This window comes from Aliiroseovarius zhejiangensis (assembly GCF_014656375.1).
GTDB classification, from domain to species: Bacteria; Pseudomonadota; Alphaproteobacteria; order Rhodobacterales; family Rhodobacteraceae; genus Aliiroseovarius; species Aliiroseovarius zhejiangensis.
Window position 1 is genome coordinate 124,363 of the sequence record NZ_BNCH01000007.1, and the last position, 13,709, is coordinate 138,071.

General features: G+C 58.5%; 12 protein-coding genes and 1 tRNA gene. 8 read left to right on the forward strand and 5 right to left on the reverse strand.

All coding sequences use genetic code 11. From position 1 onward, the window contains the following. Positions 1–134 precede the first annotated feature (134 nt). Positions 135–959 carry a DUF2793 domain-containing protein gene (locus IE188_RS14275; RefSeq protein WP_191287190.1) on the forward strand — a complete coding sequence of 275 codons (825 nt, stop codon included), beginning with the start codon at positions 135–137 and terminating at the stop codon, positions 957–959. Positions 960–1,016: 57 nt separating this feature from the next. Here the strand turns inward: IE188_RS14275 and rfbC are convergent, their stop codons facing one another. The 3 genes from rfbC to IE188_RS14290 are packed head-to-tail and all read right to left on the reverse strand — an operon-like array spanning position 1,017 to position 3,655. Then, complete coding sequence (gene rfbC / locus IE188_RS14280; protein WP_191287191.1) at positions 1,017–1,595, reverse strand: dTDP-4-dehydrorhamnose 3,5-epimerase; 579 nt, start codon at positions 1,593–1,595, stop codon at positions 1,017–1,019. A gap of 43 nt (positions 1,596–1,638) precedes the next feature. Then, complete coding sequence (locus tag IE188_RS14285) at positions 1,639–2,328, reverse strand: sugar transferase (protein WP_308442460.1); 690 nt, start codon at positions 2,326–2,328, stop codon at positions 1,639–1,641. Continuing rightward, positions 2,321–3,655 carry a UDP-glucose dehydrogenase family protein gene (locus IE188_RS14290; protein WP_191287192.1) on the reverse strand — a complete coding sequence of 445 codons (1,335 nt, stop codon included), beginning with the start codon at positions 3,653–3,655 and terminating at the stop codon, positions 2,321–2,323. The genes IE188_RS14285 and IE188_RS14290 overlap by 8 nt, the downstream gene beginning before the upstream one ends. Positions 3,656–3,838: 183 nt before the next feature. Here IE188_RS14290 and IE188_RS14295 point away from each other — a divergent pair, with 183 nt between their 5' ends. The 3 genes from IE188_RS14295 (at position 3,839) to IE188_RS14305 (ending at position 6,400) form a co-directional block, all read left to right on the forward strand. Beyond that, positions 3,839–4,465, forward strand: coding sequence for a CAP domain-containing protein (locus tag IE188_RS14295; RefSeq protein ID WP_229836866.1), 627 nt, complete (start codon positions 3,839–3,841; stop codon positions 4,463–4,465). A 158-nt stretch (positions 4,466–4,623) separates the two neighbouring features. Continuing rightward, positions 4,624–4,839: a hypothetical protein gene (locus IE188_RS14300; RefSeq protein WP_191287194.1), complete on the forward strand. Its 216-nt coding sequence runs from the start codon at positions 4,624–4,626 to the stop codon at positions 4,837–4,839. A 127-nt stretch (positions 4,840–4,966) separates the two neighbouring features. After that, a complete protein-coding gene (locus IE188_RS14305) occupies positions 4,967–6,400 on the forward strand; it encodes a mannose-1-phosphate guanylyltransferase/mannose-6-phosphate isomerase (protein ID WP_191287195.1) in 1,434 nt (477 codons plus the stop codon). A 17-nt stretch (positions 6,401–6,417) separates the two neighbouring features. On the opposite strand, the gene IE188_RS14310 is transcribed toward IE188_RS14305, so the two are convergent. Both IE188_RS14310 and IE188_RS14315 read right to left on the reverse strand, forming a co-directional pair. Continuing rightward, positions 6,418–7,098, reverse strand: coding sequence for a YjbF family lipoprotein (locus IE188_RS14310; protein ID WP_268246025.1), 681 nt, complete (start codon positions 7,096–7,098; stop codon positions 6,418–6,420). Between the two features lie 56 nt (positions 7,099–7,154). After that, on the reverse strand, positions 7,155–9,263 hold the full coding sequence (locus IE188_RS14315) for a YjbH domain-containing protein (protein ID WP_229836852.1): 2,109 nt from the start codon (positions 9,261–9,263) through the stop codon (positions 7,155–7,157). A 214-nt stretch (positions 9,264–9,477) separates the two neighbouring features. On the opposite strand from IE188_RS14315, the gene IE188_RS14320 reads away from it, so the two are divergent. The 4 genes from IE188_RS14320 to IE188_RS14335 all read left to right on the forward strand — a co-directional run bounded on the left by IE188_RS14320 (position 9,478) and on the right by IE188_RS14335 (position 13,511). Continuing rightward, on the forward strand, positions 9,478–10,635 hold the full coding sequence (locus IE188_RS14320; RefSeq protein WP_191287197.1) for an acyl-CoA dehydrogenase family protein: 1,158 nt from the start codon (positions 9,478–9,480) through the stop codon (positions 10,633–10,635). Next, positions 10,628–11,728: a CaiB/BaiF CoA transferase family protein gene (locus IE188_RS14325; RefSeq protein ID WP_191287198.1), complete on the forward strand. Its 1,101-nt coding sequence runs from the start codon at positions 10,628–10,630 to the stop codon at positions 11,726–11,728. Before IE188_RS14320 ends, IE188_RS14325 begins: the two co-directional genes overlap by 8 nt. A gap of 91 nt (positions 11,729–11,819) precedes the next feature. After that, positions 11,820–11,896, forward strand: a tRNA-Arg gene (locus tag IE188_RS14330). 613 nt (positions 11,897–12,509) lie between these two features. Further along, the gene (locus IE188_RS14335; protein WP_191287199.1) at positions 12,510–13,511 is read left to right on the forward strand and encodes a hypothetical protein; all 1,002 of its coding nucleotides are present in this window, start codon (positions 12,510–12,512) and stop codon (positions 13,509–13,511) included. Positions 13,512–13,709: the final 198 nt, after the last annotated feature.

Here is a 13,709-nt window from a genome sequence, read left to right on the forward strand (position 1 = left end):
CAGGTCGAGTCTTTGGCAGCTGGGACCACAGATAGACCCTCTTGGCGGCAAGGCTGACCGAACGCCAGTTGCGCAATCAATTAACCTTTTCGACACATGACTTTGCAGGGAAACCAGCCTTTGCGGAGAGCCCCATGCCCAACACCTCGCCCATCCTGTCCTTGCCCCTGATCCAACCGGCACAGGCGCAGAAACATGTCACCCATAACGAGGCGCTGCGCCTTCTGGACATTTTGGTTCAGTTGTCGGTCGAAACGGCTGATACGATCAGCCCGCCACCGGGTGCGACCGAAGGTAACCGGCACATCGTGCCGGGTGGGGCTACGGGCGATTGGGCCGGGCAGGAGCAGACCATCACCTGGCTGCAGGATGGCGTCTGGCAATTCATTGCCCCGCAGGCTGGATGGCGTGCCGATGTCACGGCGACCGCGCAACACCTGCGATATGACGGCAGTCAGTGGGTCGATACAGCCCCGTCTATGAACAACCTCGACCTGCTGGGCGTGAACACCACGGCAGATGCGACCAACAAGCTGGCGGTTGCGTCTGATGCCACGCTGCTGTCGCATGATGGCACATCGCATCAGGTGAAAATCAACAAGGCATCGGCCAGTGACACGGCGTCGATGCTGTTTCAGTCCAACTGGTCGGGCCGGGCTGAGTTTGGGCTGACGGGCGATGACGACTTTCACGTCAAGACCAGCCCGGATGGCAGCACATGGGCCGAGGCGATCGTCGCCACCGGCACGGGCGATGTTGGAATTGGCAAGTCCCCGGCGGCGAAACTGGATGTGGACGGCGTGATGCGCCTGACCCCGACGGCAACGGCCAGCCTTCCCGCTGCAGCCTCGGTCGGGGCGGGCGGGGTCGCCTTTGTCTCGGACGCCGCGGGTGGCGCCCAACTGGCCTATAGCGATGGGTCGTCCTGGCTAAAGGTCAGCGATGGTTCCGCTATCTGACCCCCAGTTTCAATTGTCAAAAACTCAACGCCCGCGGCTTCACGCTGCGGGTTTTTTTCAACTGTGCCGCGCGCCACCATCAAGACCAAAAGGCGTGACAAAGGCGGCCATCGACCCTGCGTCTGCATCCTTGGAGCTGAGCGTCACCTGGTCCGGGGGAATGCCCCAGTCGATCCCAATGTCGGGGTCATCGAAGCGCACTGACATCTCGGTCTCGGGCGCATAATGGTCCGAGCATTTATAGAACACATCCACCCCGTCGGTCAGCGTGACAAAGCCGTGCAGGAACCCCTCGGGCACCAGAAGGGCCGATCCGTTGTCATCAGACAGCTCAACCGCGACCCATTCGCCATAGGTGGGTGAACCGTGGCGCACATCGACGGCAACATCCAGAATGGCACCACGCAGACAGCGCACCAGCTTGGCTTGCGCGTGGGGCGGCGCCTGGCAATGCAATCCGCGCACCGTTCCCCTGGTGGCGGAGCGGGACAAGTTGTCTTGCACGAAATTGGACGGAAGTCCGGCCTGCTCCATCGCGCGGGTTGAGAAGGTTTCGCTGAAAAATCCGCGATTGTCGCCATGACGCGCGGGCGTGACGATCACACAACCGTCAAGTTTGGTCTTTTCTACTTTCACGGATCAGGCTCCAACATGTTCTAGGGCCGACGAAGGCGATGAATTAGCCCCGGATGCGTTTTGCGCGGCGGCCCGGCAGCGGGAACAGCTTGGCGGCGGTCAGATAAAGAATATACAGATCCAGCCGCAGCGATTTGTTCACGTGATAGATGTGATCCAACGCCGCCTTGCGCGGAACGCAGCGCCTGAGATAGACGCTTTCGGCCTCTTTCAGGGACTTGCAGGCAGCCAGCATCTTTTCTTCGTGACCGTGGAAAACGATCGACGCCAGACCCGTGATGCCGGGACGATCCAGAAGCACCTGCCTATAGATGTTGGGCCGCGCCTGAACATAGCGGGGTTCCGGTGGCCGGGGACCGACAAAGCTCATCTCGCCTTTCAGGACGTTCCAGATCTGGGGCAGTTCATCCAGCCGGTGGGCGCGCAGGAACTTCCCCATCGGTGTGATGCGGCTCTCCTTATGCCCGCCGGTGATGCCAACATTTTCATGATCCGGCACGGTGCGCATGGTACGGATTTTCAGAAGGTCGAAGGTCTTGTCGAAGGTGGTGTTACGCCGCGAGCGATAGACGAAGGGCCGACCGTCGCGCAAGGTGACAATGACATACAGCGCCAGCAGCATCGGGATGACGGGAATCGTCAGCGCCAGGGCAAGGCTTATGTCAAAAAGGCGCTTCATCCCCAATTCTTTCCGTTCACCCAGTTCGGCTTTGGCATAAGTAACTTCAACCATCCCAACCATCCGGTCCAAATCCTCGCCGTCCAATGGCGCAATATGCGACAAAGCCAGCCTTTTTTGCATCTTTCGGCGAATAGATGTTGCGCAAGTCGGCCATTCTGGCCGTTTCCATCCGTCGTGCAAGGCGCTTCAAGTCCAGCGCACGAAACTCGTTCCACTCGGTCAGGATCACAACAGCATCCGCGTTCTGAGCCGCCTTATACGCATCTTCGACCCAATGTGCACCCGGCAAAAGAGCTTCGCCTTCGTTTAGCCCCTGCGGGTCAACCACACGCACCTTTGCCCCGCCTCCGATCAGGGCTGGCACAATCGTCAGGCTGGGCGCATCCCGCATGTCATCGGTGTTGGGTTTGAAGGTGACACCCAGCACAGCAATTGTCTTGCCCGATACCGAGCCGTCGCAAAGGTCGATGATCTTGTCGACCATTCGGCGCTTGGTCTCGTCGTTGACGGTGATCACGGTCTCGGTGATTTGCATCGGCATACCGGCCTCCTGCCCGATCCGCGCCAGCGCCTTGGTGTCTTTCGGGAAACAACTGCCGCCATAGCCCGGCCCGGCATGCAGGAACTTGTTACCGATCCGGCCATCCAGCCCGATCCCTTTCGAGACTTGTTTCACATCCGCCCCGACACGTTCACACAGCGCCGCAATCTCGTTGATGAAAGTGATCTTGGTGGCCAGAAACGCATTGGCCGCGTATTTGATCATCTCGGCGCTTTCCAGATCGGTCGTGACAATCGGGAAATCGCGCAGGAACAGGGGGCGGTAAATCTCGGCCATGATGTCCGCGGCCCGTTCGTTCTGAACCCCGACCACGACGCGGTCAGGACGCATGAAATCGTCAATCGCTGCCCCTTCGCGTAGAAATTCGGGGTTCGAGGCGACGTCGAAGTCAAGCCCGGGATGGGCTTTCTGGATCAGTTGCTTGACCTTGCGATTGGTTCCCACAGGCACCGTGGATTTGGTGATAACGACGGCATAATCTTCAAGCGAATCAGCGATCTCTTCCGCGGCGGCAAAGACATATGTCAGGTCCGCATGGCCATCGCCGCGCCGCGTCGGCGTCCCGACCGCGATAAAAATCGCCTGGGCGTCTTTCACCGCGTATTTCAAGTTCTGCGTGAAAGACAGGCGGCCAGCGGCGACGTTTTTTGCCATCAGATCTTCAAGGCCCGGCTCATAGATCGGCACCTGGCCACTTTCGAGCATGTCGATCTTGGCGGGATCCTTGTCCACGCACACGACGTCATGCCCAAAATCAGAGAAACACACACCCGAGACCAGGCCCACATACCCGGTGCCGATCATCGCAATTTTCATTGGCTCGAAACCTCATTTTTTCAAATAATCTACGACGGGATGATCCATCGCGCAAATACTGTCAACGGACGGCGAACCTTCGCCCATCCAGACATCGCCCTATTCCTGTCACGCCCTTGCCATGGCAGGTTTGCATGCTGCGGGGCGAAACTGGATGATGAGGTCGAAATCATGCGTGGAATCATGTTGAAAGCCCTGGGTGTTGCGGCAATCCTGTCGCTGACCGCCCTGCCCCAGGCCGCCACTGCCGCTTGTGCCGTGAAAAAGGTGTCTGGGGCAGAAAAAGCAATTCCAACCAAAGGCTTGAACCAATCTCTTTTGGACAAGGCCGTTGTCGCACGGGTAAATGCCGAACGCTGTCGACGCGGGCTTCCGGCGCTGACCACAGCCTCTGGCCTGCGCAAACAGGCGGCCCGACATTCGCAGTGGATGGCTCGCAGTCAAAAGCTCAGCCATAAGGCCAGCGGGTCGTTCAACCGCTCGCTGACCGACCGCCTGCGGGCTTCCGGCGTGCGTTTTCGGACCGGAGCCGAGAATATCGGCTGGGTGCATCTTTACGGCATTGACGGAAATCGCTTCATGATTCGGTCCTCCGATCAATGTCACTTCACCACCAGTGGCGGACGCAGGATCGGTCGCCACAGCTACAACAGTCTGGCCAGTCTGATTGTGCGCAAATGGATGGAATCACCCGGACATAGAAAGAACATCCTGCGCAGAAACCTGCGTTACAGCGGTGTTGGGGCTGGCGTTCAGCCTGCGTCGAAGTACTGCGGTTCGGTATTCCTGACCCATATCTTTGCAGGGTGAGAAGGACTATTGCATCGCTGCCACAGGGCGGCAAAGTTCTGCGTGTTCAGCGTGATGAATGCAAGAACAGACTTCCAATAGCGTTCATGGTATGCAAAACAAACATGGACGGCTCGCTAGATCGGCGCTGCCCGCGATTAAATTATGGAGTATGAAACATGAAAAAAGTGATGACCCTTGCCGCTGCTGGCATGATCGCTCTGTCCGCACCTGCTTTCGCTGGCGCATACGGCGATGCAGTTGTTGAAGAAGAAGTCGTTGTTGTTGAAGAAGCTGGTAGCTCGTTGGGCAACACCGGTCTGGCCCTGCTGGGTCTGGCTGTCGTTGCTGGCATCATTGCTGCTTCGGACTCTTCGACCGACGAAGCAGAATAATTTGGCTGCTTCTCAGGAAGCATTCAATCTGAAACGGCAAGCCCCAGGGCTTGCCGTTTTTGTTTTCAGAGGTCATGATTCCACCATTGGATGAACAGTCACCCATCGGTGCGAAGGGCGCTTTGAATTGCAAAAAATCACGCCGATCATTCTGGCTGGAGGCGTCGGCACACGGCTTTGGCCGCTGTCGCGCGAAAGTTTCCCCAAACAGTTTCTGAAGATCGACGGCACGGCCAGCCTGTTTCAGCAAACCGTACAGCGTTTTCAAACGCCGGGTTTCACGCGCCCGATCATCGTCACGAATGAAGACTATCGCTTTCACGTGGTCGAACAGATGGGCGAAATCGGGACCCTGCCCGAACTGATCTTGCTGGAACCCTGTCTGCGCAACACCGCCGGTGCGGTTCTGGCAGCCGTCCAGATGCAAGCCCGCCGATCACCGGAATCATTGTGCGTCGTGGCTCCGTCCGATCACTTGATCTCGGACCCGGCTGGATTTTCCAATGCTCTGGGCAAAGGGGTGCCTGCTGCTTTGTCAGGCAAGATCGTCACCTTCGGGATCCAGCCCGACCGGGCCGAGACGGGCTATGGCTATCTTGAGCTTGGCGAAGGCAACCCAGATGGCGGCCAGCCCGAACCCGTCCTGTCCTTCACCGAAAAACCGGACCTTGAAACCGCGGCGCGCATGATGGCCGGCGGACGTCACCTATGGAATGCTGGCATCTTTCTGTTTCGCGCCGACGTCATGCAAGCTGCGTTCGACCGTCACGCCCCCAAGATTGCCAGCCCTGTGACCCGTGCACTTGCTGCAAATACACTCGACCTGGGGTTTACCCGACTTGACCCGGATGCGTGGCAGGACCTGCCCAGTATCTCATTGGATTACGCCGTGATGGAACATGCCGACAATATTTGCGCCGTGCCCTTCGACGGGCATTGGTCGGATCTGGGCAGTTGGCAAAGCTATTGGCGCGAAGGATGTCGTTCGGCCTCGGCAAATGACGGTCTGGTGACCATCGGCAACGCGCATGGGATTGAGTGCGAAGGCAGCCTTCTGATGTCTGAAAACGCGGATCAGACGATCGTCGGCTTTGGTCTGCGCGATCTGGTGGCTGTCGCCATGAAAGACGCCGTGCTGGTCGCTGACCGGAACCGCTCGGACCAGATCGGAACAGTGGTCAGTTTCCTGAAATCCAAGAACGCTCCACAGGCCGACATCCGACCCCGTGATTTCCGGCCCTGGGGTTGGTTCGAGGAATTGGTTACGGGTCCAGGTTTCAAGGTGAAACTGATCACCGTGCATCCGCGCGGTGTGCTGTCCTTGCAGTCCCATATTCATCGCGCCGAACATTGGGTGGTGGTCGAAGGCGTTGCCACGGTGACCATCGGCAACCAAACGCTGGACCTGACGGCCAACCAGTCCGCCTATGTGCCGAAGGGCGAGGTTCACCGGCTGGAAAACAACGGCCTGTCCGACACCGTCCTGATCGAGGTTCAGACCGGCCCCTATCTGGGCGAGGACGATATTGTCCGGTACGAGGACGTCTATGCCCGTGGTTGACCGCTGCGGCGTGTCGGTTACAGGCGCAGGTTCTGAATGGCGAGGCTGCCGATCCGCTGCCCCACCCATTGGCTGGATTTCAGCACACGCCCATTGCCATCGACCCAATAGACATTGTTGAATGCAATCTCGCCGCGCCGGCAGCTTTCCTTCATGATCACGGCATCCGCGTTGATCGCGCCCAGGCTGACGCGTTCGGTCTTGCCGCGAGTCAAGGTGCAGTCCACGACAAGGCTGGTGTTCTGCCCCAGATCGCCAAGATAGGTATGTTCCCGCTTATAGGTGGCATTGCGGCGTGCGGTGATCGCCGACACCGCCGTGTCGATACGCGACGCCATCAGGTCATCACCCAGACCACGTGTGTTTGCCAGAACGCCGCGCTGGAAGGTCAGGCCCTGCCCCGGTGCGCTGCCCCAGGTGACATAATCACCGTTCCGCCCAACAGGACTGATCGCCAGCACGGCCTTGGTTTCTGGGCGCACGACTAATGCAATCGGACCTCGGGTAGCCGCCAAGGCTTTCCCAACAATGGCTTCGGGGTCAACTGGGGCAGCTGATGGCCCAGTAGGTCTCGCTGCTTTTGAGCCATCGAGTTTCGATCCAAGTTTTTTACCAGTATCGGTCAGAAAAGTTGCCGTAGCCTTGGATAACTCAGTTTCAGAAGCATCCGAGCCACAGCCGTTCAGCGCGAAAGCCATTGCAAGCGCAACACAGACGGACCAAAGGGTCCGAGCGGCGAGTTGATCACGCACATTTACCTCCAAAATCTACCCCAACGAGAGGCCAAGGCATCTCCGTGACCCTCATCGACCCATTCGAACAAGCGACCGTCAACTTCCAGACGCGCGCCGCCATCGCGTGACAGCGATCGCAGCGTGGCGTTGGACGCCCCGCGAGAAGGTGTGCCAAACGCCCATTCGAACGGGATCGACAGGCGGATCCCCTTGTCAAACGAGCCTTCGCCGAAATCTTCGGCAGACACGTTGGTCTTGGTGACATAGCCGCCGATTTTCCAACCATTGTTAAAGGTCCGGTCGATGGACAGGGTCGCCCCATAGTCACCTGCCAGATAACGCCCGACGTCAAGCTGACCGGTAAAGCCATTGCCGAAATCGTAATAGGCCGACACATGGCCGGTCACGACACTGTAGTCCTGAAAACCGAACAGCTGGTCGTAATCGCGCTTCTTGACCCAGGCCAGTTCCGCACCCAGCGCAAGCTGGCTGTCGACGGGCTTCCAAAGCACTTCCGCCGAGACCCCGCCAAACATCTTTTCCAGATACCCCACCGTCACACGGCTATAGAGGTTCCTGCCGGGGCGTCCATACATGCTTGCAGTCAGGTGGGAAATCGCAGGATCTCCTTCGGCAGAATAGCGCCCGGCCTCTGTCCGAACAGGCGGCAGCGCCGAGGGACTGCCATTCGGATCTTCGCTCAGGTTGCCCCAGATGCTTTTCGAAATCGAGCCGGACAGGAAGATATTCGGCGCAACTTCGTAAGACCCGCTCAGCTTCAGGCCGAAATCGGCCCGGATCGGGCTGGTCGGGTCAAAAAAGCTCAGCCCCATATAGGGGGCCAAAGCCCAGCGGAACCGGCTGTCCTGACGCGCCAGCTCGGAGTTGCGCACGGCGCGTGGGATGGCTTCGTCGATCGACACACGCTGGAACATATCAATCGCCGGGGCGTGTTCCAGACGCTCGATGTCACTGCGACGCATGGTGACGGTGGACAGCGGAATGCCGTTGTCCACCAGCGTGATCACGAAGGTCTCGACCGATGGCGGCATGGCATGCGTCAGGATCCGCGCGGTCCGTCCGATGGCCTGCGCAGGTGAATAGTACTTGCGGTTGTCGACCTTCAACTCGGCGCGTGTAGTGCCCAACGCAAGAGTTTGCAGTTTGATCCCCTGCTTGTTCAGGGCATCCCCGACCGCCTTGCGAATGCCGGTTTCGTTGGTCGGGTCGGCAATCCACCCGGTGCCCCATGCCTCGGCATTGCTGCGCGACGGGCGGGGTTTCACGGGCAACGGCGCACGCTCGTTCCCGGTACGGGCAATCGGTTGGCGCGGGTTCAGGCGAATGACGACATTTGCACCAACCGTATCGCCGTTCAAATAGAAGGCGTTCAGGTGAATGGCGGGCGACACCTGGTAATCCACGGCAAAGTTGAACGGGGATTTGTGCTCCATGATCCCTGCGGCCACTTCGCGCGCGAAGGCGTCCGAACTGTATTCGGCCTTCAGCGTCAGCTTGTCATTGACCTTGTAGGACACACCGGCGAACGGCGCGAAATCACCCCGGAACCACTGGTTCGCATTCACGGTGCCGCCCTTGCCGAAATCCCAAGGGGGGCGGGTGCCGGTTGCGCCAATCGGTTCGTAGCTGCCCAAGCGACCCCAGCCGATGCCGCCCGTAACACGCAACCGGTCCCCGATGGATTTGGTCGCGACGATATATTCGCTGGAATAGATTCCGGTGCCGATGAAGTCGCGGATGCCAACGGAAACGGCAGGGAAGTATTTGCTTTCGTTCAGAACCCGATAGCGGATATCGAAACTGCGGTCGAAATAATCCCCGACGACAGGATGGAAATCCGCGATCTTGGCATAGCGGAAGCTGCCCGACAGCCGGGGCGTGATCTGGAAGCTCAGCGTGCCATTTGCGTTGGGCCCAAACTGAGAATAGGTGAAGGCCAGTTCGCTGTCCGCCGCAGCCTCGGCGGTGGGCATGGCGATCAGACCGGGTGTGCCATAGATGGTATAGCTGGACGTCAGCGTGCCAACCTCGGCCATGGCGGGCGACGCTGTCGCGGCGGCCACGCCCAAGGCGGCCAATTTACAAAAATCCACCCGAGAAATGCTCACTGCCATCTCCGTTCAACTTCTTTTTTTGTTCAAATACGCGATCCCGTCAGACAAATCACGCAAAACCGACAACAGGGGACGCTTTGCAGTGGATTGTCGCGCAAATGCACGAATGACCTTGCCGCTCGTCTAGCCTGTGTAACGCCACGTTACCAGCCCCTCCAGTGCGATCTTGGCTATAGTTACGGAAAGCCCTGACATGATGGAGCCCTTCATGAGCCTCTTCACCCCTTCCGCCGCCTGGGTCAGCGACGAACACCGCATGTTCGCAGACATGACCAACCGTTTCTTTGCCGACGAACTGACCCCCAATATCGAACGATGGGTCGAACAAGGCATCGTGGACCGCGATTTCTGGCGCACCGCCGGGCAGGCCGGAATCATGGGCGGTGCCATTCCCGAAGAATACGACGGCGCCGGCGGTGACATGGGCTTTGAAAGCATCGTGATCTATGAACAGACCCGGACCGGTGATTGCGGCTGGGGCTATGGCATCCAGTCCATCGTGGTGCACTACATCACCGCCTACGGCACCGAGGAACAGAAAGCCCGCTGGCTTCCGGGTCTTGCCTCGGGCGAGATCGTGGGCGCGATCGCGATGACCGAGCCGGGGACAGGCTCCGACCTGCAAGCCGTGCGCACGCGGGCCGATAAGGACGGCAACCAATACAAGATCAACGGATCCAAGATCTTCATCACCAACGGACAAGCCGCCGACCTGATCATCACCGTCTGCAAGACCGACCCGGATGCAGGCGCGAAAGGCGTGTCCCTGATCGTGGTCGAACCGGACCAGTGCGAAGGCTTCAAGCGCGGTCAGAACCTGAAAAAGCTGGGAATGAAGGCCAACGACACGTCCGAATTGTTTTATGAGGATGTGAAAGTCCCCCAGACCAACCTGCTTGGGGCCGAGGAAGGTCAGGGCTTCTATCAACTGATGAAGCAACTGCCTTGGGAACGGTTGCTCATCGCCATCCAAGCCTTGGGCGCCATTGATTTCGCGCTGGAACAGACCATCGCCTATACGCAGGAGCGCAAGGCGTTTGGGCAGCGTGTGATGGATTTCCAGAACACCCGCTTCAAGCTGGCAGAATGCAAGACCAAGGCCGAGGTGCTGCGCAGTTTCGTCAATGATGGGATCGCACGGCTGATCGACGGCACGCTGGATGCCCCCACCGCCTCGATGGCGAAATACTGGGGCAGCGAGGTGCAAAACGAGGTGATGCACGAATGCCTGCAACTGTTCGGCGGCTATGGCTACATGATGGAATACCCCATCGCGCGGCTCTATGCCGACGCCCGCGTGCAGATGATCTATGGTGGCACGAACGAGATCATGAAGGAACTGATCGCGCGGTCAATTGATGACTGACGCTGTTCGACACGGTCCTCTTCACGGGGTCAAGGTCGTTGAAATTCAAGGGCTTGGCCCCACACCCTTCGCCGCGATGTGGCTGGCGGACATGGGCGCGGAGGTTGTGCGCATTCAACGCCCGAACCTGAAACCGCTGATCCCGCAGAAGGTGGACGTGCTGAACCGGGGGCGTGGCTATGTTGAACTGGACCTGAAAGACCAAAGCGACTGCGACACTGCCCGCGCCCTGATCAATCGCGCCGACATGCTGATCGAAGGAATGCGCCCCGGCGTGATGGAACGGCTGGGACTAGGCCCCGAGGCGTTCACGGACAGCAACCCGCGCTTGGTTTACGGCCGCATGACCGGCTGGGGACAGACCGGACCGCTGGCGCAGGCGGCGGGGCATGACATCAATTATATCTCGATCACCGGGGCGTTGCACACGATCGGCGGCGCTCACCCCGTACCACCTTTGAACCTGCTGGGTGATTTCGGCGGTGGCGGTATGTATCTGGTGGCCGGTATGCTGGCCACCCTCTACGCGGCGCGGGAAACCGGGAGGGGCGATGTGGTGGACGCCGCGATCACCGACGGCACCGCCCATCTGATGGCGATGACCTACTCCATGCACGGTGCGGGGATCTGGGCAGACACGCGCGAGGCGAACCTGCTGGATGGCGGCGCGCCTTTCTACACCGTCTATGAATGTGCCTGCGGCGGACATATGTCCGTCGGCGCGCTCGAGGCGAAATTCTATGCCGAGCTCTTGGCTCGCCTCGGGCTCGAAGGCGAAGAACTGCCCGCGCAGATGGATGTCGAAGGCTGGCCGGTGTTGCGTGCCCGGTTTGCTGCGCGGTTCAAACAGAAAACCCGTGACGAATGGGCAGCACTTCTGGAACGCACAGATGCCTGCTGTGCCCCGGTTCTGTCCTTGCAGGAAGCCCCCCACCACCCCCACAACCGCGCCCGTGACACCTTCGCGGCCATTGACGCTGTGACCCAACCAAACCCCGCCCCGAAACTTGCGCACGCCAAGGCCCAAGCCTGTGCAGGGGACGAACGCACGCCGATGCAGGTCAAGGACGTGCTGGCCCGGTGGTCGACATAGATCAGGACGCGCGCGCGACAAAAGACTTCCGGTTTTTCCCAATTTGCCCCTTGCAAACCCAGCCCCGGACCGCTAAATCCCCGCCTACCGCGCTCTGGTAGCTCAGCTGGATAGAGTACTTGACTACGAATCAAGGGGTCGGGGGTTCGAATCCTCCCCAGAGCGCCACTTTCCAATTGTCGAACGTCAGATGACTTTGACCTTTGCGTCATAAACTGACCCAATCCCCATTTTTTCCCGTGTGGCCTGTTGCGTCGATCTGACTTCCTTTTGGGAAAATCAGGGCTGATTTGCAGGTCAGACGGCGAAGCCGCCTGTTCCTGCTGATCTGCCACGTGGCGAACGCGGGAGGGGGCGAGGCAATGCGATTCGACAGAGGTGGTGCGGCCCGCAGGCGCAGCCGAGGACACGGCCCTGTCTAATCGCATTGCCCGAGGGGGAGGGCCGCGCCCTCACACTGACGGCCAGGGGCGTTTGGCTTGTCCAAATCCCGCTGGCTCACGAAACGAAAGCGGCGGAGCCGACAGCCGCGCGAAAACTTACGAGGACGGCCCATTCCGGACCTTCAGCCTTCCTTGGAAATGCTGCGGCCGCAGTCCGCATAGTCGCATTTCGCTGTGTGTGCGAAATCTGTTGCTTGGTGAACTCGCAGCCTGCGGACGCAACCAAAGCTTGTGCAAGTGATAGAGGCTGGATTAAGATCTGGAGAACAATTGAGCTACCGTATTGAGCGGATAATCCAATTATTCAATTCAAGATCAAGTCTTTGCGAGGACGATCGATGACCAATTATATCAAGTGTTTTGTCTTTGTTGGTTCTATCTTGTTGCCCGGAATTGTGATGACGACGTACTTCGGCGGCAGTCCACTCGCATTGGCAATCACAACAGTTGTTGTCCTTATGATTTCTAATGTGATGTCGGCGAGTAGCCCTTTGGACGGGGAAGCAGTTGATCGGGTCTATTACATGTCCGCGATGTTGGGGGCATGGCTCTTTTTCTACGCGCAGTCGGTAGAAAGGACTGAATTCCTTGGATATCAAAATTTGGCTGGTCTGAGAGCACAGGCATCGAGTTCTCAAGATCTAGTTGATCGACTGACAGTCGATGTTGAGAATGTCACGGGGGCAGCGGGCTATATCGAGGCCAACCCTGAGCAAACGGTTCGTGCAATTAGTCGTGCAATCGCGGGGTTTCGTTCTTTTCAAATAGACATGACCGCCGCCGAACTTGACGCTTGTCTTAGAAGCAGCGACTTCGATTTTGGCCTGACTGACTTTGGTTTGGACCAAACGACAGGCGCAGACTCAATCCTTGAGGAACAACAAAGAGAAATGGATCGAGCACTAGCTGAACAGACTTGCTCCGCTGCGCGCACCAGAGTCGATCAGGAGCGCCTGGAATTCATACAGGCCTTTCCGATCGCAACTGAATTGGATGAAGTTGAAGAAGCGGCGCTCGCAGAACGTGGAATATCTCAGAGTTTCCTTAGACTTGGAGGCTATGATCTAACCGTCGAAGCAGCAATCGCCGTTCTTAAGGGTGAGTTCTCCATGGATGAGCGGATCAATGAACTTGAAGTGGCAAGAGCTAATCTCAATCAAGATATTGAGACTGTTAGAGCAAAGAGCGACGAGCTTGCATTGCAGATTGAAGCCGAGAAAGAAAGATCAGCTTCATTTGCGGGGCAAGTTTCACTGTTTCTTTGGCCTTATGTCTTGATCGCACTCTTGGGGTTGAAGCTCGCGCGGGCACCCAAGAAAAGACCACCAGGACAACCGTGATGGAAGGCCTTACGGATAGGGCTTAGCTACCGGCCCTTAGAAGACGGTCGCCCAGTGAGTTGGGTGCTGCGGTGCAGCCCGCTAGAGGAGACATTCGCTGCAGGCGCAGACTCAACGCAAGTCGAATTTACAGATCGCGGACTTTGCTGCCGTTCGCTATTGTTGCACCAATGTCGGCTTCTGCTGGACAGTGGAGAT

Excerpts from the sequence above, each read along its gene's own strand:
- IE188_RS14275 (WP_191287190.1), top strand. The coding sequence starts at position 135 with ATGCCCAACACCTCGCCCATCCTGTCCTTGCCCCTGATCCAACCGGCA.
- IE188_RS14285 (WP_308442460.1), bottom strand. The coding sequence starts at position 2,328 with ATGGTTGAAGTTACTTATGCCAAAGCCGAACTGGGTGAACGGAAAGAA.
- IE188_RS14290 (WP_191287192.1), bottom strand. The coding sequence starts at position 3,655 with ATGAAAATTGCGATGATCGGCACCGGGTATGTGGGCCTGGTCTCGGGT.
- IE188_RS14295 (WP_229836866.1), top strand. The coding sequence starts at position 3,839 with ATGTTGAAAGCCCTGGGTGTTGCGGCAATCCTGTCGCTGACCGCCCTG.
- IE188_RS14300 (WP_191287194.1), top strand. The coding sequence starts at position 4,624 with ATGAAAAAAGTGATGACCCTTGCCGCTGCTGGCATGATCGCTCTGTCC.
- IE188_RS14310 (WP_268246025.1), bottom strand. The coding sequence starts at position 7,098 with ATGGCTTTCGCGCTGAACGGCTGTGGCTCGGATGCTTCTGAAACTGAG.
- IE188_RS14320 (WP_191287197.1), top strand. The coding sequence starts at position 9,478 with ATGAGCCTCTTCACCCCTTCCGCCGCCTGGGTCAGCGACGAACACCGC.
- IE188_RS14325 (WP_191287198.1), top strand. The coding sequence starts at position 10,628 with ATGACTGACGCTGTTCGACACGGTCCTCTTCACGGGGTCAAGGTCGTT.
- IE188_RS14335 (WP_191287199.1), top strand. The coding sequence starts at position 12,510 with ATGACCAATTATATCAAGTGTTTTGTCTTTGTTGGTTCTATCTTGTTG.